This window comes from Arenicella sp. 4NH20-0111 (assembly GCF_040366405.1).
Classification (GTDB): Bacteria; Pseudomonadota; Gammaproteobacteria; order Arenicellales; family Arenicellaceae; genus Arenicella.
Window position 1 is genome coordinate 832,361 of the sequence record NZ_BAABWF010000001.1, and the last position, 22,062, is coordinate 854,422.

General features: G+C 45.8%; 22 protein-coding genes. 8 read left to right on the plus strand and 14 right to left on the minus strand.

Features of this window, described 5'->3' with window-relative positions; all coding sequences use genetic code 11:
- Positions 1 to 247 precede the first annotated feature (247 nt).
- Together ABWW54_RS03595 and ABWW54_RS03600 are read left to right on the plus strand one after the other, a co-directional pair.
- Entirely contained in the window at positions 248 to 451 is a 204-nt protein-coding gene (locus ABWW54_RS03595) for a hypothetical protein (RefSeq protein WP_353410195.1), read from the plus strand.
- A gap of 124 nt (positions 452 to 575) precedes the next feature.
- Entirely contained in the window at positions 576 to 1,235 is a 660-nt protein-coding gene (locus ABWW54_RS03600; protein WP_353410197.1) for an HAD family hydrolase, read from the plus strand.
- On the opposite strand, the gene ABWW54_RS03605 is transcribed toward ABWW54_RS03600, so the two are convergent.
- The 6 genes from ABWW54_RS03605 to ABWW54_RS03630 all read right to left on the minus strand — a co-directional run bounded on the left by ABWW54_RS03605 (position 1,232) and on the right by ABWW54_RS03630 (position 7,109).
- A complete protein-coding gene (locus ABWW54_RS03605; protein ID WP_353410199.1) occupies positions 1,232 to 2,968 on the minus strand; it encodes an aromatic amino acid hydroxylase in 1,737 nt (578 codons plus the stop codon). The two genes, ABWW54_RS03600 and ABWW54_RS03605, sit on opposite strands and share 4 nt — an antisense overlap.
- Positions 2,969 to 3,002: 34 nt before the next feature.
- A complete protein-coding gene (maiA, locus tag ABWW54_RS03610; protein WP_353410388.1) occupies positions 3,003 to 3,641 on the minus strand; it encodes a maleylacetoacetate isomerase in 639 nt (212 codons plus the stop codon).
- A 7-nt stretch (positions 3,642 to 3,648) separates the two neighbouring features.
- Complete coding sequence (locus ABWW54_RS03615; RefSeq protein ID WP_353410201.1) at positions 3,649 to 4,188, minus strand: VOC family protein; 540 nt, start codon at positions 4,186 to 4,188, stop codon at positions 3,649 to 3,651.
- A gap of 2 nt (positions 4,189 to 4,190) precedes the next feature.
- Positions 4,191 to 5,510, minus strand: a complete 1,320-nt coding sequence (fahA, locus tag ABWW54_RS03620) for a fumarylacetoacetase (protein ID WP_353410203.1) — start codon at positions 5,508 to 5,510, stop codon at positions 4,191 to 4,193.
- 23 nt (positions 5,511 to 5,533) lie between these two features.
- Positions 5,534 to 6,613, minus strand: coding sequence for a 4-hydroxyphenylpyruvate dioxygenase (gene hppD / locus ABWW54_RS03625; protein ID WP_353410204.1), 1,080 nt, complete (start codon positions 6,611 to 6,613; stop codon positions 5,534 to 5,536).
- Positions 6,614 to 6,767: 154 nt separating this feature from the next.
- Positions 6,768 to 7,109, minus strand: a complete 342-nt coding sequence (locus ABWW54_RS03630) for a hypothetical protein (RefSeq protein WP_353410205.1) — start codon at positions 7,107 to 7,109, stop codon at positions 6,768 to 6,770.
- 78 nt (positions 7,110 to 7,187) lie between these two features.
- Here ABWW54_RS03630 and ABWW54_RS03635 point away from each other — a divergent pair, with 78 nt between their 5' ends.
- Positions 7,188 to 7,661, plus strand: coding sequence for a MarR family winged helix-turn-helix transcriptional regulator (locus tag ABWW54_RS03635; protein WP_353410206.1), 474 nt, complete (start codon positions 7,188 to 7,190; stop codon positions 7,659 to 7,661).
- Positions 7,662 to 7,725: 64 nt separating this feature from the next.
- On the plus strand, positions 7,726 to 10,317 hold the full coding sequence (locus ABWW54_RS03640) for a M1 family metallopeptidase (RefSeq protein WP_353410208.1): 2,592 nt from the start codon (positions 7,726 to 7,728) through the stop codon (positions 10,315 to 10,317).
- Positions 10,318 to 10,326: 9 nt separating this feature from the next.
- On the opposite strand, the gene ABWW54_RS03645 is transcribed toward ABWW54_RS03640, so the two are convergent.
- From ABWW54_RS03645 to ABWW54_RS03670, 6 genes are all read right to left on the minus strand, one after another.
- On the minus strand, positions 10,327 to 12,006 hold the full coding sequence (locus tag ABWW54_RS03645; protein ID WP_353410210.1) for a hypothetical protein: 1,680 nt from the start codon (positions 12,004 to 12,006) through the stop codon (positions 10,327 to 10,329).
- Positions 12,003 to 13,076 carry a hypothetical protein gene (locus ABWW54_RS03650; RefSeq protein ID WP_353410212.1) on the minus strand — a complete coding sequence of 358 codons (1,074 nt, stop codon included), beginning with the start codon at positions 13,074 to 13,076 and terminating at the stop codon, positions 12,003 to 12,005. The genes ABWW54_RS03645 and ABWW54_RS03650 overlap by 4 nt, the downstream gene beginning before the upstream one ends.
- Positions 13,077 to 13,090: 14 nt before the next feature.
- The gene (locus tag ABWW54_RS03655; RefSeq protein ID WP_353410214.1) at positions 13,091 to 13,279 is read right to left on the minus strand and encodes a hypothetical protein; all 189 of its coding nucleotides are present in this window, start codon (positions 13,277 to 13,279) and stop codon (positions 13,091 to 13,093) included.
- A gap of 68 nt (positions 13,280 to 13,347) precedes the next feature.
- On the minus strand, positions 13,348 to 15,057 hold the full coding sequence (locus ABWW54_RS03660) for an SWIM zinc finger family protein (protein ID WP_353410216.1): 1,710 nt from the start codon (positions 15,055 to 15,057) through the stop codon (positions 13,348 to 13,350).
- A 22-nt stretch (positions 15,058 to 15,079) separates the two neighbouring features.
- Positions 15,080 to 15,895 (minus strand): orotidine-5'-phosphate decarboxylase, encoded by an 816-nt coding sequence (gene pyrF, locus ABWW54_RS03665; RefSeq protein ID WP_353410218.1) that lies wholly within the window; start codon positions 15,893 to 15,895, stop codon positions 15,080 to 15,082.
- Between the two features lie 32 nt (positions 15,896 to 15,927).
- Positions 15,928 to 17,103, minus strand: coding sequence for an MFS transporter (locus ABWW54_RS03670; RefSeq protein ID WP_353410220.1), 1,176 nt, complete (start codon positions 17,101 to 17,103; stop codon positions 15,928 to 15,930).
- Positions 17,104 to 17,289: 186 nt separating this feature from the next.
- On the opposite strand from ABWW54_RS03670, the gene ABWW54_RS03675 reads away from it, so the two are divergent.
- Complete coding sequence (locus ABWW54_RS03675; protein WP_353410222.1) at positions 17,290 to 17,931, plus strand: 4'-phosphopantetheinyl transferase family protein; 642 nt, start codon at positions 17,290 to 17,292, stop codon at positions 17,929 to 17,931.
- Positions 17,932 to 17,948: 17 nt separating this feature from the next.
- On the opposite strand, the gene ABWW54_RS03680 is transcribed toward ABWW54_RS03675, so the two are convergent.
- Both ABWW54_RS03680 and ABWW54_RS03685 read right to left on the minus strand, forming a co-directional pair.
- Entirely contained in the window at positions 17,949 to 19,349 is a 1,401-nt protein-coding gene (locus ABWW54_RS03680) for an AMP-binding protein (RefSeq protein ID WP_353410224.1), read from the minus strand.
- Between the two features lie 118 nt (positions 19,350 to 19,467).
- Positions 19,468 to 19,731: a phosphopantetheine-binding protein gene (locus tag ABWW54_RS03685; RefSeq protein ID WP_353410226.1), complete on the minus strand. Its 264-nt coding sequence runs from the start codon at positions 19,729 to 19,731 to the stop codon at positions 19,468 to 19,470.
- A gap of 244 nt (positions 19,732 to 19,975) precedes the next feature.
- Between ABWW54_RS03685 and ABWW54_RS03690 the strand changes: the two genes are divergently transcribed.
- From ABWW54_RS03690 to ABWW54_RS03700, 3 genes are read left to right on the plus strand one after another with little or no spacing between them, the layout of a single operon-like run.
- Positions 19,976 to 20,941: a chorismate transformation FkbO/Hyg5 family protein gene (locus ABWW54_RS03690; RefSeq protein ID WP_353410228.1), complete on the plus strand. Its 966-nt coding sequence runs from the start codon at positions 19,976 to 19,978 to the stop codon at positions 20,939 to 20,941.
- A gap of 19 nt (positions 20,942 to 20,960) precedes the next feature.
- Positions 20,961 to 21,746 carry a lysophospholipid acyltransferase family protein gene (locus ABWW54_RS03695; RefSeq protein WP_353410230.1) on the plus strand — a complete coding sequence of 262 codons (786 nt, stop codon included), beginning with the start codon at positions 20,961 to 20,963 and terminating at the stop codon, positions 21,744 to 21,746.
- Positions 21,747 to 21,806: 60 nt separating this feature from the next.
- On the plus strand, positions 21,807 to 22,061 hold the full coding sequence (locus ABWW54_RS03700) for an acyl carrier protein (protein WP_353410232.1): 255 nt from the start codon (positions 21,807 to 21,809) through the stop codon (positions 22,059 to 22,061).
- The last annotated feature ends 1 nt before the right edge of the window (position 22,062 follow it).

The window sequence follows — 22,062 nt, forward strand, 5'->3', positions numbered from 1 at the left end:
GGTCACACTTTGTCACATTGTTTAACATTCTTTTCGTCAGCGAAGTTCAGGATGAACCTACTAACAGGATGTTGGGTTGCTGATAGCAGTGTCCTTAGGATTAGGAATTAAACAGGATGTTTGCACTGCAGGTTTTGGGCCGCCTAGCATGGATGTTGGGCGGCCTTTTATCTTATTTACGCACTTGTCTGTACTGGGGTACTGAGTGCAATTCTAACTATCATGAAATGCTGACAGGGAGTCGGGTTTGAAACGATTTATGGATGCCGAATGCAGTTCGGCTGTGTACAATTTATGTGACGGGTCAGAACTGGAAGTCTTTTGCGTTGAGCTTGTAGGAGAAGAGGTTAACTACGTAATTAACGCAGCACGGGTAAAACAAGCGTTTACCTCCTACACAAAAATTCACTGCCTAGAGGAAGATAGGTCGACTGAAGCTATTCTTGATTAAGAGCTCAGGTAAGACCTTGGGTAAAATCCTAGGTAAAACCTCAGGCCAGCAATCGTTCGCTGTTAAGGGTGGATAATTTTCGGTACAGTCTGTACTAAATTTTGACCCTTAAATCAGAGTAAGTATGGAATCGATAGCCCTTATCTTCGATCATGACGGCACGTTGGTCGACAGCGAGTCCCTGCATTTTCAATGTTGGCAAGAGGTCATGGGGCTTTTTAATATTGACATCACTGAGCAAGAATACATTCAGGGCCACAATGGCATACCGACTTTGCAAAATGCTGAGGTGTTTGTTCGCCAATATCGTCTCTCAGAAACGCCGGAGAGTCTTGCAGCTCGGAAGCAAGATTTATTCAAACGACGGTCGGTGACCGGTGCCCCTAAATTGATGCCAACGGTAATGGATACTTTGGCTCTGGCACGCTCTCGCGGTTTTAAAATGGGTATTGCGACCGGTGCTGGTCGAGAGGACTTGGACCGAAGCATCGTGGCGCATGGGCTTTCGGAGTGTTTAGACGTCACTGTGACGCGCAGCGAAGTGCCTAATGGTAAGCCTGCGCCAGATGTCTATTTATTAGCGTGTGAGCGGTTAGGAGTAGCGCCTCAACAGTCCTTTGCGTTCGAGGACACGGCGGCAGGCGTGGCCGCCGCAAAGGCGGCAGGGTTAACATGCATCGCTATTCCCAATGACTATTCGAAGCAACAGGACCTGAGCTCAGCGGACCAGTTGTGTATCTCATTGATGGAGGCCTATCGATATGTCATTGAACAATTGGGCTAGTTTACGTGTTCGTTTAGCCTCGCTAGACCGTTGGTGATCAGAGTTTTGGCATCATTGGTTTCTTGAGACAGTCTGGATATAAGTATGCGCGATTGTGAAGAAAATTCGGAGCGGTGTTGGCAAAGTTCCAAGGCTTCGAAATTGAGCAGCCAGTCGGCGTCTGCAAATTTAACGGTGTCTTCGATTGCTTTGGCAATGCCTTGTTCGTGATCGCGAGCCTGTCTGATTTGTGCGTAAATTCTAAATTGTTCCTGTGCCGCACTATCATAGTCTTGTTCGGCTGTTACATTTTGAGACGGCGCTTCGTACATTGGATACGCTGTTTGGTCGGCTGACCCGCCAGAGACTGACGTGATGGAATCTCCAACGGCCATATCAAAGGTGCCCCAACTCGGGTCGAATAGCACGTTGCCATCAATGTCGGTGACGGTGCAGTTGAGCAGCGTAAAAAGAATGTTCTTTTGGTCTCGGCGCAGAATGTGAGTGAGTTCCCCCACCACTTTGATGCCAGACAAGAAGTTCAATGTGACGACGGTCCCGATCTCGATTTCGTGCCGTTTTAGTTCGTCCACGGTATAGGCTGATAAGCATCGCTCCATGGTTCGAAGTCTGCCGATTGGAGAGCCAAAGCCCTGTGAATGGTAGTCTATTCCATGCCCAGTCAGTTCACTATTTTGGTAGGCCAGTTGCGTCGGCCCTTCGGTGTTAAAATAGATGGCGTTTCCGACTGCGTCAGTGATTACCCGGCTGGTTTTTCCCGCTACCTGTAATCCCGAGTTGTATTGAGAGGTATTGATGCTGCTGCATTTCAATGACTCCTGCAACGCACTGGCCCCACCTCGTTGGCAGCACATGTGTCTGCCGTACTCTTCTAACACTTGGCTTAAATGTCGGCATGATTCTGTAACAAACAACTGCGGTTGCGGCAAAGTGATGTCGTACGAGGTTCTGACTGCATTTAAGGTTAACGGCAGCTTTTTAACATTTTCATCATCCAAGCAGCTTTGGCTTTCGGACAAGCTCGACAATAGGCCAGCACCATAAATGGTGTAGTCACTGCAGTCTCCTACCAAGCCGTACTCCACAGTCCACCAATGTAATCTGGCTAATAGGTTGGCCTCAGATGGCGCCACCTCTTTATTTTGCAGGTCATCTATGACCGCCTCAGCGGCCTTGATTTCTTCAATTGTCGAACTCGAACTTTCTTTTACAATTGAGAGTTCTCTTACAGCCTCATAGATATTCATGTCATGCTGGTTGGAAACCGCTTGCATTCCAAGTTCGCCAAAGCGTTGTAAAAACTCAGCGTAGTCGATGTCTACTAAAAACGGGGCGTGGCCCGCTGACTCATGAATAATGTCTGGTGCTGGCGTATAGAGCATATGCTCAAAAGATCGAATGTTCAGCGCAATGGCGAGAATTTTTCGCGCTTGAAATTCCATAAATACCGCAGGAGGTAGGAACCCATCAACGGCAACAGCCTGCCAGCCAAGTCTATTTAGGCAAGCATTAATCTCCTCTATCTTGGGAACGGCCTCTAAACCAATACCTGTTTTTTTGAGCCCTTCAAAATAGGTTGGATGCGCGCTGTCACGCATGCTGAATTTCAGCTGATGTAATAGAAAGCGCCAGATGGCGTGATCTCGAGGCGTATACTGATCATAGTTTTGCGTTGCAATGAAGGGTTGCAGGTGCTCGGGGAGTTGGTTAATTACGTCTTGTTGCGAAATCATGCGATGGGGTCTTAATTGAACGGTAAAAAGTTGGCTAGAGGGCGTCGAGTTGTTTTTCCGGACTGGCGTTAGCGAAAGCTGGCAGCGTTAAGCAATGTTGTTCAATGCGTCGAATAGTAGGGTAATCAGCCATGGGGCAATCGAATCTTTTCGCATTGTACACTTGCGGTATTAAGCACACATCGGCAAAGGTGGGCGTGTCACCAAAACAGAACAAGCCAGTATGAGCGCCGTCTGCCAGCTTTTGTTCAAGGCTGGTAAATGCTTTGGCAATCCAATGGTGATACCAAACCATTTTGTTTTGCTCGCTGACCCCCAGGTCGTTCACTAAAAACTTAAGAACTCTTAGGTTATTAATAGGGTGAACATCGCTTGCAATGATCTGAACCAGACTGCGCACATAGGCCCGATCTAATGACGTTGATGGCAGGAGTGCGGGTTGAGGAAATTCCTCTTCAAGGTATTCTAGAATGGCAATTGATTGAGTTAAAGTGTGATCATCAACTTCTAACGTTGGTACGAGCCCTTCAGGATTGTGTTTTAAAAATGCGTCTTGTTGATGCTCTGAACTGAGTAAATTAATGGGAACCAAGTCATGTTCAACGTCTTTAATGTGCAGAGCAATTCGGACCCGGTAGGCTGCGGTGCTTCTAAAGTAGGTTCTCAGTTTCATCACGCGATTAACCTTCAAAGGCTTTTTTATGCATCCAATCGGCGTGTTTAGGTGCCCTTTTGGTCTCTGACCATTCTTCTAACATTGCCCATTTAACCTCATCCAAGCGTTCCAATTTTGAGCGCTCTTCGGTATCCGGGGCGGCCAATTCTAATCGGTGGCCGTTGGGATCAAAGAAGTAGATGGAATGAAAGACTGAGTGATCAGTGACACCGAGAACCTCTACGCCGTTTTCCTCTAAATGGGTTTTGTATTCAAGTAACGTGGCCATGTCTTTAACCTTAAACGCGATGTGTTGAACCCATTCCGGTGTATTTTCATCGCGGCCCATTTTCGGTTTGGTTGGTAGCTCAAAAAAGGCGAGCACATTACCTTGCCCTGCATCTAAAAACACGTGCATATAGGGGTCAGGTTCCTTAGTTGAAGGTACCTGGTCCTCGGCAATGGCTAATTGAAAGTCCATCTTTAGGTTTTTTACATACCATTCAACGGTTTCTTTCGCATCATGGCAGCGATACGCGACATGATGAATGTGCTCGATCTTCATGGTTAGACCTCTTTTGCCGGTAAAACCGTTGCCTTGGCTTCGCCAAAACCGATTTTTGGTGCGTTGTCGTTAACACAATGACCTTTAAGAATGACGGTGTCGCCATCCTCCAGGAAGGTGCGTTTCTCACCATGCCCAAGCATGATCGGTTCGCGTCCACCGACGGTGGCTTCAAGAAGTGCGCCCACGCTTTCTGGATTGGGCCCCGACATCGTACCACTGCCAAACAAGTCGCCAGGCTTGAGATTGCAGCCGTTTACGCTGTGGTGGGCGACCATTTGCGAAATTGACCAGTAAGATTGATTAAAGTTACTCAGTGCGATGCGCTCTGGTTCCATTCCTTCCGCTCGCATGGCGGCCGTTTGAATATACACCTCGAGCTGCATGTCGACAGCCCCGCCATTTCGTAGATCATGAGAATCCAGATAAGGCAGCGGTTGAGGGTGGTCGCTCGGGCGGTCCCAGTTTTGCCGATAGGGTGCTAACGCTTCCATAGTGACAATCCAAGGTGAGACGGTGGAGGCAAAACTCTTTGAAAGAAATGGTCCCAAAGGCTGATATTCCCATCCTTGAATATCTCTTGCAGACCAGTCATTAAATAGACACAAACCAAACACATGATCTTCCGCCTGATCTAATTTGATCGGAGATCCAATTTCGTTGCCTTCTCCGATGTAGATGCCCACTTCGAGTTCGTAATCTAGGCGCTTGCAAGGCTCGAGTACTGGAGCGTCTGCATCCGGTGCCTTTAGTTGTCCATGTGGTCGGTGGAAATCGCTGCCAGACACTTTAATTGACGAGCTTCGGCCATGATACCCAATTGGAACCCATTGATAATTGGGTAATAACGGATTGTCTGGACGGAAAAGCTTGCCCACGTTCGTGGCGTGATGAATCGAGGTATAAAAATCAGTGTAGTCGCCAATGCGAGCAGGAATCTTATACTCAGCCTGGGCCTGCGGTATTAAGCAAGCTTCAAGTTGAGCCGATTGAGGTGCGCCTTCCTTTAGTGAGTTAGATAAATGTAATCGTAGCGCTGACCAAGTTTCTTTCCCCAGCGCCATAAACTTATTCAGTCTAGGCTTGTACAGCGTTTTAAGTGCTGGAGTCATCTCCATTGGAAATACGCCGGCTTTATGGGCGGCTCGCAGGTCAACAATGTGTTCGCCTATGGCGACGCCAGCACGATAACTCTCGCCATGGCCAGCTCGCCGAAAGATCGCGAACGGGAGGTTTTGGATCGGGAAATCAGTGTCATTGGTGTTTGCGGAAGCAACCCAACTGCGCAAACTTGGATTATGCGTTTCGTTCAAATTTAGCATAGCAGCCTCAATTATTGATGGGTTTAAGCATCGACCGAGATGACGCCACGGTCAATTTGGTCGCGTTCAATGGATTCAAATAAGGCCTTAAAATTGCCTTCACCAAAGCCATCATCCTTCTTTCTTTGAATAAACTCAAAGAAAACGGGCCCAATTAATGTGTCTGAAAAGATCTGTAATAACAGTCTTGGGTTTCCATCTTCAGTAGAGCCATCTAATAAGATGCCGCGTGATTTAAGTTCATCAACCGGTTCTCCGTGGTTTGGTAAACGCTCATCTAGCATTTTGTAGTAGGTCTCAGGCGGTGCACTCATGAAAGGCATGCCGCGTGCTTTGAGCTTGTCCCAGCATTCGAGCAAGTTGTCACAAGAAAAGGCGATGTGTTGAATTCCTTCGCCATTATAGGCCATCAAAAATTCTTCTATCTGTCCGGTTTCTTTTGACGCTTCTTCGTTTAATGGAATTCGGATTAATCCATCTGGCGCAGTGAGTGCCTTAGACAACAAGCCAGTGTATTCGCCTTTGATATCAAAGAAGCGAATCTCGCGGAAATTGAATAGGCGCTCGTAAAAGTCGGCCCAGTACTGCATTCGCCCACGGTAAACATTGTGTGTTAGGTGGTCAATGACTTCAAATCCACACCCTTCAGGGTTGCGGTCAACCCCATCAATAAATTCGAAATCTATGTCATAGATCGAAGACCCTTCTTCGAACCGGTCGACTAAATATAAGGGCGCGCCGCCGATGCCTTTGATCGCAGGTAACCGAAGCTCCATCGGACCGGTTGGGATCTCTACTGGTTGTGCCCCTAACTCAAGAGCGCGCTTGTAAGCGTGCTGCGCATCTTTTACTCGAAAGGCCATGCCGCAAGCTGATGGTCCGTGCTCTTGGGCAAAGTAGAAAGCATTGCTGTTTTCTTCGTAATTAATGAGAAGATTTATGCCACCTTGTCGGTAAAGATGTACATTTTTTGAGCGGTGAACGGCGACTTTAGTGAAGCCTGCCATCTCGAAGATGGGCTCTAGGGTACCCTCTTCCGTAGCGGCAAATTCAATGAACTCAAAGCCACAAAGGCCCATAGGGTTTTCAAATAGATCGGACATGACAGAATACAATTTAGTTGCTTTAACAACTATATTAGTTGTTAAAGCAACTAAATGCAACCGTCAAGTAAGAACGCTAGAACGCGGTCCGCACCCTCACGCGATACAAACCACTCGGCTTAACGTAGCTAATAAGTGGTGTATTGGTGTGGTGTTAAGGTTGCTCAAAGAAAACGTAAGAAGTGGAATAGTCGCTGAACTCAAAGTACACCTTTTGTTCGTTAGCGTCGGCTATACCATTGAGATTTGCGTCCAGAACTCCGTAGCCAAAGCGATAGGGCCGAGGCTGGTTTCCTTGAGTTGAGTTTGCCGTTGAGAGCTTGTCTATTTTCAAGAATCTTTTAACCAGTTTGTTTCCTGCGTATATTTCGAGTACCCCGTTGGTGCCGGTCCAATTCTGGACTGCTCGTCCCAATTTGTTTTGTGTTTCTTGCGTGCAAGAAAAAGCGGTGAGCGAGATTAAGCCGATCAAGGCCAGTGATTTTAATTGTTTCATAGAGATAGATGGGTAATGCTAGAATAGTTGCTATTGCAATTAATGGATTCTATTTAGTTTAAAACTATAAGTTAGATTATGAGTGCAAAATCACCACGTTCAAGTGTACTAACATTAGAACAATATCTGCCGTATCGCTTATCGATTCTCTCGAACAGAGTGAGCCGAACGATTGCGCAGGCTTACAAAGATAAATTTGGGCTCTCTATTACGGAGTGGCGTATCATGGCGGTTCTCGGCGAGTATGCGGGGGCTTCGGCCGATGAAGTGTCTAATAAAACGCAGATAGAAAAATCTATTATCAGCCGTGCTGTTCAAAAGTTATTGAGCCGCCATTTGATTCACAGAGAAGTTGATTCAACGGATCGCCGGCGACAAAACTTGGTCCTCACCGACATTGGTGAGGACGTATATCGCCAAATTGTTCCTGTTTCATACGACTATGAAGACGCTCTCATCGATTGTTTAAGTAGTGCAGAGGTAGAGCAGTTGGACTCATTGATAGAAAAACTGTACAAACACGCTGGCGAAATTGATCCGCAAGATCAATAACCTTAAACCGCGTAATGGTGTGTAAAATAGCCTGCGCCCCCCTATCCTATTTTTGAGAAAAGTTATGAAGCAGTTGTTCTGTGTTCTAATCCTGATGTTTTTTGTTGGCAGTCCTCTATGCGTTGCTAACGAGAGTAAAGAGCAAGAGCCGTACCGTTTGTCCAAACTCATCACGCCAGAATTTCAATCGATAACGTTGGTGCTAGATCCAGATGAAGTGGTATTTCGTGGTGACACGGATATTCAAATCGTTGTATCGAACACCGTTGAACACGTAGAGTTTTATCAATCATCCTTGAGTATTGAGAAGGCAGTATTGCTGAAACGCGTTCATGGTGAAGAATTAGAAGAGGCGCAGACTCTTACTGTAAGTCCTGCAAAATATGACATTCAGCATGCTAAGGGTAGTAAGTTAATTGAGCCTGGAAGCTATACCCTAAGAATTATGTTCAGTGGCAAGTTGAACAGTACATCTGATGGGGCATACCGCTCTACGTTTGAAGGATTGAACTATATTTCGACGCAATTCGAAGATATGCATGCACGCAAGGCGTTTCCTAGCTTTGACGAACCCGACAATAAAATACCCTACCAAATTACGATTCGAGCACCGGAAAAGCATGTCGTTTTGTCGAATACCGTTGTCGAGCAACGAGTTGTTGAGCAAGGTTGGCAAACCGTTAGATTTAAGAAAACCAAACCGATGCCGACCTATTTAATTGCATTTGCAGTGGGTGAGTTTGATTCGGCTGAAATAACTGGCCTGTCGGTACCCGGACGTATCTATACCCCTAAGGGGCAATCTGGGCGAACAAAATTTGCCATCAAGAACACGCCAAAAATATTAAAGCATTTGGAGGCATACTTTGGTATTCCCTACCCTTATGAAAAGTTGGATTTTGTGGCGGTACCTAACTTCACTCACGGCGCTATGGAAAACGTGGGGCTGGTGACATTTCGCAGTGGATTGTTACTCATGGAAGACGAGCCTCGATTGAGTGATCAGGCCCGCCCATTGACCGTGATTGCTCATGAGTTGGCGCATATGTGGTATGGAAACCTAGTAACCATGACATGGTGGGATGATCTTTGGCTTAATGAAGCATTTGCGTCCTGGATGGCGTCAAAAGTGATGATGGACCTATACCCTGAACATAATTTTGCACAAAAGTTGGTGGCTGAAAGGGCCTTTCCCACAGATGCAGCACCCACCACCCGTCCGGTCAAGAAAAAGGTGCGTACCAGCGCGGATGTGTTTGACGGGTTGGGGCTTAATTACACGAAAGGCGAAGCGATTTTGCAACTGGCCGAATCTATTTTGGGGCCGGACGCCTTTCAATCTGCGGTTAAGCAATACATGAACAAGCACGCATTTGGAAATGCCAAAGCGAAAGATCTATGGGAAGCCATGGCGGGGGCTGGAAATAAGCATATTCCTTCAATCATGCGAAGCCTTCTCACTCAACCATCTTACCCGCTTGTGACGTTGCATGAAGATGGCAAAATCGAACAGCAGAGGTACCGATTGATTGGCGCCAAGGTTAAAGCACAGAATTGGGTAGTGCCTTTGTCGTTATTGGTGAGCAAAGACGGCGTTGTTGAAAATGTGAACGTGCTTGTTGATCAATCTGAGATGCATGTGAGTGACATTGAGGGCGCTGACTGGGTGTTTCCGAACAAAGATGCTAGAGGGTATTTGCGATGGCAAATCAGCAGTAAGCAGTTGAGTAAGCTATTGGACGATCTTGATGTCTTGAATGTGCGTGAACGAAAATCATTGTTGAGTAACTCGCAGGCGCTTCTCGATTCTGGGAAAATTGGATTTACACAGCATATGACCGTATTGAATGCGTTAGCTAAAGATAAAGATAAGCGGGTAGCTCAATCCGTCGCTAATGCGGTTTACGGGTTAACTTATTTGGTAAATGATTCCAATCGAGCAATGTTTGGGGCCTTTGTAGAGCGATACTTTGGCGCATGGTTAGCCCGGTTGGGAACGATTGATCGCGCTGACGATAGCGATGAAGTCAATAGACTTCGCCATTCGAGCTTTTTGTTGTTAAGTATGTATTCTGACAGTGACATGGCCGCGAAAGCGAAGGTAGAGATAGCAGATGCATTTTTAGCTGATCCGAATTCAGTCTCTCGGTCAATGGCGCGTAATGCGCTGTCAAGCCTCGCAAAGACACAAGGGAAGCCTCTGTTAACGAGAATTCTAGCGGCTTACTCGTCTACCACGGACGCTAATATAAAACGGGCACTCAGAGCAGGTATGAGTTTTAAAGACAGTCAGGCGCTTACTGATGCGTTGGACTTTTCGCTTACCGATAAGGTTACGCCGGCCAACGTCATGGGTATTTTGTATGTGGCAAGTGAAGCCCAAGAAAAACAAGATACGTTTTATCGATGGTTGGATAAGAACGCCGCCGCCGTAATGAGTAAAATGCCTGAATATCACAGAATTCAAATGCCTAGATTTATTGGTGTCTCCTGCAGTCAACATAACATGGAGTTGGCGGCCAGATTCTTTAATAAGTTTGTTCGTGCTCAAGAGGGCTTAGCACGCAATGTTAAAGTTGCAATGACTGATTCGAAGCAATGCCTAGATTTGAAGATCCGATTTCAAGCGGAGTTTGATGAAATGTTGGCGCTTTAATTAACTATATTAAAAGTCTGTATCCGCATCGTAATGCGCAAAGACACTTACAATGTTTGACATGTACGTGGCCGGAACCTCGTGGTTTAAAACTTTAACAACGGGTCTGTAAAATACTTTATTGTTTCGTTTGACGGTATTTCTTTCTAGGTAAATACCCAAAGCAAGGGTTTTACCAGCAAGATCTCCACTGGTGAAAAGGTACTCAGCATGGTGTTTTGATAGAGTCAGTTTTGCATTGTCTATTCGCGGCAGATCCAGTTTTGAAACATCGAGTACTGGCTCGTTTTCTAACGATACGTTAGAAAACGTACTCTCAGACTGTGAATTTTGTTGATTCTTTTGCATGCCGATTATCGATAGAGACTGAACCCTGACGGAGTCGTAGAGCGTATCGATACGGCTTCTAATTGGATGGCTTCGCGCGTATTCGATGTCATCTACCGGGGCAACGGTCCAGTTCATTACGGCTTCGTATAACCGTTTATTGGATTGCGGTGTAATGCTACTTAGTAAGGTATTGAATAGGACTTGGTCAGCGCTTTGAAATTCCTCACCTAACCCCTCAGGCAAGGATTTTTTAGCGACTTTTCTAAGGTATGTTTGATATTGGCGCCAGGCGATGTACCGTCCAAGTTCCTGCATCATAGCGTTTGCTAACTCGGTTGCTTGATTCGGGCGAATGTCTCCATTGTTTAATAATTCGATGACCTCTTTGATGATTTCTTCCATTTCAGTCTGTTCTGACTGGTAGGTGGATGTTTGCAGTTGATATTCTTGAGAAGGGAACTCTTGTCGATTCTCGAAGGTGTTTGCCAAACGCGTAAGAAGTTCTTCAGTGGCAGAAATATTGTTCATTGCACCACCAACCCAATATATTAGCAGTCCGCAGCCCAATACCGCCGATGCGATAGCCTTAACGCCGATTTTATGGTTCTTGTCTCCGTCTTCCGGCACCATTAAAAGAATGGACAGCCCAGCAAAACTTAGGAGGCCCATGATGCGGAAAATAGGCGACAAGTTCTTTTCTACCGCCAATAAATAGCAACCAATAACCAAAGGTATGTGGGCCAATAGCAATGGCCAGTAGCCCAGATCTAGGCCATATTGATCTACGATTAGGGCGGATTTCAGTTGTGAATCGGCAATCAACGATGCGAGTATGGCTAGCCCGCCAATGCGAATCCAGGTCGCGGCTGCACTCCGTTCTGCCTTGTTGATTGTCGGCCTTGAGGTGCGAGAATTTCGTTTGAGTGTTGAATTGGGCGTGGAAGCGCGACTGGGCTCAGCTGAGTGGTCGCTGTCTAATTCATTGGAAAAGAGTGACTCAGCTTGTGCCTCCATTGACATTGTCGCTGGGTCGGCTTCGGTGGTTGGTCCTGAGCCGATTTGATGGATAGGTCGTTCAAAATCCTGTGAAAGATCTGCATTTAACGTGCCAGATTTGCTGTTTTGACGAGTCGATTCAGTGCGAGATACGTGGCCTATAAGACCCACTTTATCGAATAAATCTCGATAGTCATTAGCCGTGATTTCATCGATATCGCTACGGATAAATTCCTTAACTCCGTTGAATAAAGGAGTAACCTCGGTCTCAGAAACTTTAAAGATACGTGCCAAATTCCGCTTGGCTTTTTCCAGAGTTAGAGTCTCTTTATACTCACCTCCAAAGCGAAAGCTATATGTCATGCTAGGCCTGCTCGGTGAACAGTGATACAAAACGAATGGAGCACTGGGTCAGTCAGTAAGTGCTTACGGAGAATTTTATACGCTGCCTGTGGTTGTTGGTAAATCAAAGCGACGACTTCTCCGTCGGCCTGAGTTACCACTGACGCGGGTGTTACGGACCAGTCGGTCTCTTGGTTTTTAGAGCGCAAAAAGTTTAATAGTTGTTTTGCATGGTCTAATACGCTTTTAGCGGAGCCAATGATGGTTTCATCAATGATAGCGTCTTGGATGTTTTCTATGGCTTCTATTCCGCTTTGCTCTAATGTGTAGGAGGAGTGCCACTCGTAACGAAGGCCCGCAGACATAGCCTCGCCTTTGGATGATGTTATGGTGATTTCACCTATTTCTTTCGGAGTTTCCCATAAAAATCGACGTTTGCCCAAAAACAGCTCAGTTTGTTCGTATAGAAAAACATTTTGCTCATTGAGCTTTATATCCAGTTCGAGCAAGGGTTGAAATAGCCTTGGAAAAAACAACACAGTTGCCAACAGAAACACTACGCCAATCACGGTCGCGAAGATATTAGCGAGCTCTAGATGGCCAACTAAGATCACGACATAGGATTGTAAATGGAGTCCAAGCGCTGCCGATATAACAATCAGAGCTAACGCACCAAGTTGATAGTTATGAGTTTTTAACGATAGTAGATTCTTACCTCGCTCATCGATTATTTTACCGGAGCTCGGCAAGCTAAATAAGCTTGGCGCAGCAAGTGAGCGATCCAGTAGGTGTACAGGTAGGGTATCGTCTATTGAGCTAGGTTGCGTTTGTGCGTCGACTATATTTTGCTCAAAAATTGCGCTATTTAGCTGCAATCTGCGCTTTGTTACTAAGCCCATTTTCTCAAACAGAGATTGTTGTTCTTGGGCTTTCTCAAGAGACAGTCCTGCTTGTAACGATACTTTACTTCCGTTAGTGATTTTATGCTTTGCGCTGTCAGATAGGTTTAATACGCTAAGGTGCTTGGATAAGGGCAGCTTAGCGTAATTCCCACAACGCTTTCCAGAAAATATTAGCCGATAACGTTCCATAGAATGAAAGACGATTACGCCTTGTTATACGCTAAATAGCCTATACAGAAAGCGGTAATAAGTAAGCAAGCTCCGGTTAACAAACCGGGGCCGTCGGTGAGCATTATGTTTGGATCACTGACAAAGCCTGCACCAGCAAGCACGCTTAGCGTGGCTGTTAGCTTAACCGCGTTGCGTTTTTGTAATAGAGAGGATTCATCCATAGTTGAGTTTGTTTAAATTGCATAAAGCTCGTTGTACAAAGTGTACTTAAACTCTTCGTAAAGTACATTCAAAATAAATGTGTAAATGAGGCTTTAAGTAATTTTATGAAGTTGGTTTTGCGTTTATTCACAGGCAGATCATAGATTCTCAACACCATTTCATGAAACGCATCTAACAGCCCACTTGGGCAGACATGATAGTGTTTTTCCAGGGTGTCTATGGCGTCAGTATAGACGTTTTGGTAGGCACCCTGAAGTTGCTTATTGATTCCTTCTTCAATCAAATAGAGGGTGCTTACCGATGGGGCTGCGTGTTCAGCTAAATATAAGAGCACCTCAGATCTTAATGGAAAAACTTTGTGTAGCTGTTTGGCCTCTTCTACTTGCGAATGATCAATGTAAATGCACGCAAGTGTTTCAGCGCGTTGTTGAGTTTTCGCTTGTTTATCATTGGGCTCTATTCTAGAACCCAAGAGCTTTATCGCGCGATCTAACCAGATCACGTCGTCGTCTTGCACTACCTTGAGCAACTTATCTAAGTCTCGGCGGGATTCGCTTTCGTCAAACCGAGTCCATAACGCATTAGTTGCGGGCTCTGACTCACCGCAGGCTAGCCAAAGGGCAATTTGTGCGGTTTCGACGTCATGGATTTCATTGACTGAAAGTCGCTTAAGTTGTGTGGAAAAATCAAGCCAACTTTGTGCGCGCTCCGTTTGCTTGTAATCGATGCATAAATAAACCAATTCTAGGCAACGTTCTATATGCAAAGCGGCACGTTCAAGAATTTGTAGTTCTTTGTTTTGGTCATTTTTATCTTGAGCCTGTTCTACCAACAGTTGCTCTAATCTTACGTAGTAATAGTAATCATCACTGTAACGATCTTCCGGTAAATCCAATAGCTGCCATGCTTTTTCCACGGTTTTGCAAATGTCATCAAACCCATCCTGGCCAATGGCATTGAGCTGGGCATAAGGAAGGTTTAGAAAGTCATAGTTAAAATCAGGGTCCAAGACAAGGTTGGTAAGGAAATGCACTTTTCCTTTCAATTCCCAGTGTTCGTTGTTGATAATCTCATTGAAGAGACCCATGAGTAACGCTTGGGTGTCATCTCGATACCCATTTGAATCGTCAATTGTTTTGAGTGTTTTTTCCAGCCTTTGGATCGCGTAGGTTGCCAACTTAATTGCTGAGTTTGGCGACTGGATCTGAATGGCATTAACTAGTAAGCTCAGATTTGATGACGCTTGTTTGAAGTAGTCAGCCACTTCTTTAAATCGCCATAATCCACTTGCCTTGTATGGGATCGCTTTCGTAATTCGTTTTCTTATTTCGGCTGGCGACAGCCCACCGCTCGCGATTTCAGCTTTTAGGATCCAAACGTCTTTTGTATTCGGGTTTTGATCTATAAGGTTGGCGAGTTCTTTGACCAATTCTGGTTTAGTAAGGGTTTCCAGATAGGCACTGACTCTATCTTCTCCGCGCTTCTCAGAAATCTCTTGATTGGTTTGTGTCTTGTAGTAATACGCAAGTGCGGTTGCCACGCAGTGGTGACAAAAATCGAATCGATCTGAGGCTGGGCATTCGCATGACCCTTCGAATTGGCGGGCTGTGTGGTGCAGCGTAACCAGATAATCAGAGCCACCAGACACCGTGGCAACGATTGTTGTGCCGCTTAGTATAAGCTCGCCTACACGCCCTTGGTTGTAGTATTTTAAGCCCCGGGCGAAACCCTGCTTTCCCCCAAGTGTTTTTATTTCGGCTTCGCTTATTACTTTCATGGCTATCGCTGAATTATGAACTCTATTTACGAAAGCGGTTAATCAAGTCTCTTGTTTCAATGGCAACCGCACGAGCAGCATCAGCAAATTTTTCGTCGTTACCCGCAAAGATAACCGCTCTAGAACTGTTTATCATTAGGCCTGTGCCATCCGCAGTCTGACCTGCTTCTACCAATGATTTAACGTCGCCACCTTGTGCGCCAACCCCGGGCACTAGAAACGGCATATCACCGGTAATTGCACGCAGTCGCTCCATTTGTTTTGGCCATGTAGCGCCGACCACAATGCAACAATTGCCTGCGTTGTTCCATGAATTAGAGATCATGCTGGCTACACGTTCGTATAGCGGGGCTCCGTCAACGTCTAAATCTTGAATGTCACCGGCGCCAGGGTTCGACGTGCGGCAAAGTAGCACCACTCCTTTGTCTTCGTAGTTTAAGAATGGTTGCGCGGAGTCATGCCCCATATATGGGTTGACGGTGACGGCATCGGCTTGGAAGCGCGCAAACGCTTCGTGTGCATACATTTCGGCTGTGCTTCCGATATCGCCTCGTTTGGAGTCCAGTATGATGGGTATTTCGGGATAATTTTTGCGTATGTAATTGCAAACCTTCTGTAGCTGGTCTTCGGCGCTTAGTCCAGCAAAGTAGGCGATCTGAGGCTTATAGGCGCACACTAAATCATGTGTTGAGTCGACGATTTGTTTGCAAAATTCAAACACAGCATCTGGATTGTCTTTTAGGTGTGGCGGTAGTTTCTCCCAGTTTGGGTCTAAGCCAACACAAAGAAGACTGTCGTTTTTCTCCCAGGCGTGCTGCAATTTGGTGATAAAATTCATAATCGATAAACCTACGGCGTCAAGTCAACTGGCTATTTTAGCGCATGCTGAGACAGATGTGACTTGAAAAGCAGTAAAATTAGTGGAGAACTTAAGGCAAATAGAAACGCCACACACGCTAAGGGCGTAAGGCCTTCTTCAATGAATGCGGCTGAAATGGCAGTGCCGATTGCCGCGGTGGCTAAAATTGCCAATATGAGAACCGCGGCACCGCGTGCGTCGTTTTCCCCGGCGGCAACGACTGCTCGATGAAAGCCTGGTGGGCCACGTAAGCCTAACCCTAGGTTAATTGGAACAAACAATAGCCAAAGAGCCTTGGGGTTGTTGTAGCTAGACAGGCCATATAAAAATACAGAAAAACAACCGGCAGCAGTTAACAAAGAGCCAAATAGTATGACGTTATCGCGCCCTAATTTCTCAACAAACCAGTGAGTGCAATTTGCGCTTACTATAAATAGGCTAATCCCAATGATTTGCATCGTTACGAAGTCGGATAAGTCTCCACCCATGGAGCGAATAATGACGGTGGGAGCTCCAAACACAAAGATTAGCAGGCCGCCTAATGTGCAGGCATGACTCAGTGAATGAACCATAAACTCTCTATTTAACAATAGTGAGCCGTATCCTTGTTGGTTGCTTTTAGATTTTAACTTAGGAATGCGAGAGAACATCATCGCCCAAATGAATGCGATGGTGAAAGCCAGAATGGCGGTCAGATAAAACGAAGATTTCCAACTGGCCATTGATAACAACCAAGTGCCTAGGATAGGAGCTAATGCTGGGGTAAGTGATTCTATGCTTCCCATTAGACCGATTGCCCTTAGAGCGCCGCGCTCGTCAAAAATTGATTTGATGATTCCTGGCGCGAATACCGCGGGTGCGCTGCAACTCAAACCTTGAAAGAAACGGACGCTAATTAGCTCTGATAGGCTATCGACTTGGGTTGCTAACAACGACAGCAGTCCGTAGGCAATCAACGCGAGGAGCATCAATAACCGTTGATCGTAGCGAGCGCCTAATTCGCCAAAGATGAGCAGGCCAATCGCGGTCCCGGCAACAAACGTCGCTATTACCAGTTGAGATTGCTCGATGGTTCCGGTAAGTGATGCAGGTAGGCTCGGTATGGCAGGCAATACCAAGTCAGTGCCTGCCAAACCTAACACGGTGCCAAGAACTAATAGGCTGAACAATATCTTGGTAGCGGGCATTATTAACGTGGGCTTGTGTAACTCTGATCAGCAGTATCTCAGGTTTGATAAACCATTTAAATGCCCGTGTCGGGGATCTTTTAGGTTCGCCGTTAGGATGATGTTTCGCTCGGACACAATGAATGTCTGCGAGTTAGTGGTAGAATGACATCGTCCGTTGAATTTTTAAGGTCAAAGAGACAGTTAATGCGATCTAACGTACCCATTGTCCTCCATAGTCAATTGCCAGTGACGGCAGAAACGTTAGCCCGATTGTTTGACTCTCTGCCTGAGCAACAGAAGTTGCGTGCGCAGGCGATGAAACCATCTCGAAAATCCCAGTATGTTGTGGGTCGTAGCTTGGTCCTACATTACGCACGTACCCGATCGAAGGAGTCGTTTGAGCTTCGCGAACGCGATGAGTTAGGGCCCACGCTGAGCATCGATGAAACCCCAGTGAAAATCAGTATCAGTCATACTAAACATCACGTCGTTGTCGCGTTCAGCGAACTTGAAATTGGGGTGGATATTGAAACCATCCGAGGCGGCTGGACTGCGAATAAAGCTCGTCTATTTTGTTGTTCTGAGGAAGTTGATCATGGAATTAGCATTGAGCCTATTGAGCTGAGAAATAGGTTTTTCACTCAATGCTGGGTCCGCAAAGAAGCGTTTTGCAAACAACGTCAGACGTCTGTTTTCGCTTCCGAGGTACAGAACAAAGATCTGCTGGAGGATGATGGAGTGTTTGATTTTGAATTGTCGGTAGAGAACGGTTTATCGGTGTTTCATTTGGGTTCGTTGTATTGTTTAGGCAACATTGATCCTAAGTTTGAATTGGTCTGCCTTTAGAAGTTAGATTTGTACCATTAGGATGAGGTCCGCTCGTTATAGAGTTCCAAGACCTTCGCCTTTGAAAGTTTTCCATTTTCTTCTCTGGGTAAGTGGTCGATGACGAGAATAGGTCTTGGTACGAAAGCAGCATCTAGGTGTAAGGCCATATGTTCTCTAAGCCCCTTTTTACTGTAAGACTCCTTCAGCTCAACTAAGGCCACCAGTCTGGGCACATTCCTGTTTTGGGGCGGGAAAAAAACGGTTCCGTCGACCAAGCCTTCAAAGGTATTGAGTACCGCATTGACTTCGGCAAGCGATCCCCGTTTTCCTGCAATCTTTATTTGGTCGCTGCTTCGACCCGCCAGCCTAAATTTTCCTTTTTCCGTAAAGTGAAGATGGTCTTCGAGTTCGACCGTGTCGAGTAGATGATCGGCTGAAACGCTGGTTTTTGTGCCAATCTTAGAAAAATTCAATCCGCTAAATGTTGTCCAATCTAATTGCTTGGCGGTCTTACGGATAGCCATCGAGCCGACTTCACTGCACCCAAACACTTCCATTAAAGTAGTTTTCAAGCGATTTTCGACTCTGGAGGCGAGAGGTTGATCAAGTGGTGACGTTGCACACAATACGCTTGCTAAAGGGGTCGTGATCGTCTTTTGTTCGTCGATCATTGGCGTGTTGATGAAGGTCTTTAGATGCAGAGGAGCTGATATTAGGGTGCACGGTGCGGGTAATTTATCCAGCGTGCTTCGAATGTCGTGCGCGAAGAATGGCCGGGCATCCACTAAGCAAACATTGGCGAACATGGCGAGCAATACGGAAGTCTCAAACCCCCACATATGCTGCCCCGGAACCGTTGCAACATGAGAATGACACACTGACGCGTTGATCAGCATGTATTGGGCGTTGATCTTTGAGCTAGAGGTGAGTGTGCGCCACAGTTTGATGTTGGGCTTAGACTGCCCCGTTGAGCCCGAAGTAAAGCTAATAACGGCTTTATGATTGTTACTTATAAGAGGCAGCTTGGCTTTAGTTTTATCGAGCGACCAATTGATTACAGATACATCAAAGTTGGGTTGGTCTAACGCTATATCCGTGCTGCCATCGTGTAAAATGAGGCTGTTTTCATAGCGTTTCCCGAGCTGAATCTGGGTTGAAACGTTTTTATTAGGTGGTAATAAATTGGTCTGCTTACGAACGATAACCGCGCATAAACTGACTAGAAATAAATACCGGTTATCACACAAATTTATTACGTGCTGAGAGTCTGGTAGTAGCGCAGCAAGGCGGTTTACATGATTGATAAACTCGTCTTGAAAAATATCTTGATAGTCGCCGCTAAGCGTTAACCCGGTCAGTGGTTGGGTCAGGCGCGCTATGGGTTCCAGTGGAGGCCTTTGCAGCATGAGAGAATGAGCATTGATGCTGGAACTCATCGTTTAAAATGCCTCAAATTAAATGATAACAAACCGAACGCTCATACTTGAACGCCCCTTTTTCTAGCACCGCCATCGATCAGTGGCGGTGGCCTTTTGGGGGGGTACTGGTCATGGTTTACTTATTGCTTTCAACAAATGCGTTTAGGCTGCGCAAAGTAGCAAATGCTTCTTTGGTGCCTTCATCTTCAGCTTTAATTTCAACGCCATGTTCTTGGGCGATTGCTAAAGCAATTTCAAGTGCGTCAATCGAATCGAGACCTAATCCATCGCCAAACAGCAATTCTTCGGGTTCGATTTCATTGGGTTCGACATCTTCGAGATTTAATACCTCGACCAACAATTCGGCTAATGCCGCCTCGGCGGGAGTTTGAGCAGACAAAGGATTCTCCTTAGGGGCTAATTTCTTTATTTTTAAAGGCCGAAAGTTTAAACTATTCTGCTAGAAAAGATAATCACCTGATCTAAAATCAGGGTTAATCCAGAACATAAACTAGGGGGATCGATACTTTGTGGGCTAATGTCCATTATATTGTCGATGGCGATATCAGTTTGTAGCAACGCCTTAAAAATGCCTCCCAACACAGACAAAGTTCCGAGCAGTGCTCGGAACGTGGCGTAATTGCATGCTTCAAAATTTTATTTCATCAGGCTGCCCAAAGGAAGCGTTGGCAGAAGACAATACGTTCGCTGTTATGAGGTTAGATGGTCCATGTTCTCTGAGTGACGCTGTCTCGGACGTAACTCAATCAATACGTGTTCAGTTGCTTGGCGAGGATTCGCTATTGGGTGCTCATGAAGTCTGGCAAGTGGAGAATGAACGAGTTGAGTCTGGAGTGACAGATGACTGTATCTGGCGGCGTTCAAACAGTCTGCAAATTGCTGGCTACAGCGATGAACTTGCCTCCGATGGAAACATAGAAGAAGCCGCCTATAAAGCGTATCAGTCTTTGTTGGAGTTTATCCGTCAGTCTCCTCATCCTGAGCTCGTGCGTTTTTGGAATTATGTGCCCAACATTAACCATGGCGCAGGAGATTCAGAAAACTATAAACGATTTTGCACTGGGCGGTTGCAGGCGTTCTCCGAGTGTGATTTTCACGATTTGCAATTTCCGGCCGCCTCTGCGGTAGGTCACTATGGCAAAGGTCTTACTGTCACAGCATTGACTGCATCTGCGCCCGCTGATCATCATGCTAACCCTAGGCAAGTAGACGCGTTTAAGTATCCAAGGCAATACGGCCCCAGCAGCCCCTCATTCGCGCGTGCTACAACCGTGGACTTAACCGAAAGTCGGATGTGTTTTATTTCTGGAACGGCCAGCATATTAGGGCACAGCTCAGTTCATCGAGGTGATCTTAAGCTACAGCTATACACCACAAACGATAATATTCTGTATTTGTTAAAAGAGACGGGTTTTGAACGAGAACAAATACGCACTTTGCGTGTGTATTTACGAAATCGTTCAGATGTGCGCGAGTGCGAACGGATCGTTTCTCAATTGTATCCCAATACAAAAGCGATTTATCTACACGCTGACATTTGTCGGTCTGATTTACTGGTTGAGATAGAGTGTTTTTGCGTTGCGGATTAATTAGTCGCACACATCTCACATGAAAATCTTATCTTTCAATCACTACTGGCGTCTTGCCGCGGCCTATTTGTGCTACTTGCTGTTTGCAATCGGCGCCTGTTTGCCGGGTTTGTATATCTTTGCATTGGCACTGACCCCCATAGACAGTGCTGCGAAGCAACGAAAGGTCAGGGATGCTATTCAATGGTTGTGCAGACTGTATGTCAATATAATGCAATTCATCGGCTTGATGAACTACACCGTTGAAGGCACGAGAATTGAGGGATTACGTGGTCATATGGTTATTTCAAACCACACCATGTTGATCGATGCTATTTTTGCTTTGGCTTTCGCTGAAAACTTATGTTGTGTTGTAAAGAGCCAGTTGTGTGTAAACCCTTTTACGCGTGTGCCCGTTAGGTTAGCAGGCTATCTTGCTAACGATGATCCACACATTGTGGAAAAGGCGTCTCGAAAGCTCCATGCTGGCGAAAATATTCTTATTTTTCCTGAGGGTACACGCAATCAGTACGATTTACAGCTGGATTTTAAACGAGGTGCCGCCAACATCGCGATTATGAGCGGCGCGCCTATTTTACCCATTGTTTTGTGTTGTATGCCAAGAGCACTTTGTAAAGGTGACAGTTGGTGGTACTTGCCTGAGGTTAAATCTAGAATCGTGATGCAGTTTAAGCCTGTACTAAAAATTGAGGATTGCATTGATATTACGCAGCCCAGAACCCGGCAATATCGCCGGTTGACTGAGTGGCTACGAGACTATTACTTGATGCACGTAAAGAAAGTGGTTGGTTCGCAAACGAATTAGCTTAAATAGGGTGATATAGTTCACTCAAATAACACATTAAAATTGTCCAGTTGAAGAGTTATGGCTCATAGTAAGCAAGAAGTAGTTGATCATATTAACGGCGTATTGATTGATTTATTTGAAATAGAGGAGGAGAAACTCGTTCCAGAAGCGTTGCTTCATGACGACCTCGATATCGACAGTATCGATACTATCGATTTGCTGATTGAATTGAAAAAATTCGTCCCTCAAGAGATAGACGCAGATAAGTTTATCGATGCAAAAACCTTAGGCGACGTGGCTGATATCGTGCACCAATTCAGTTCCGAAACCTAAC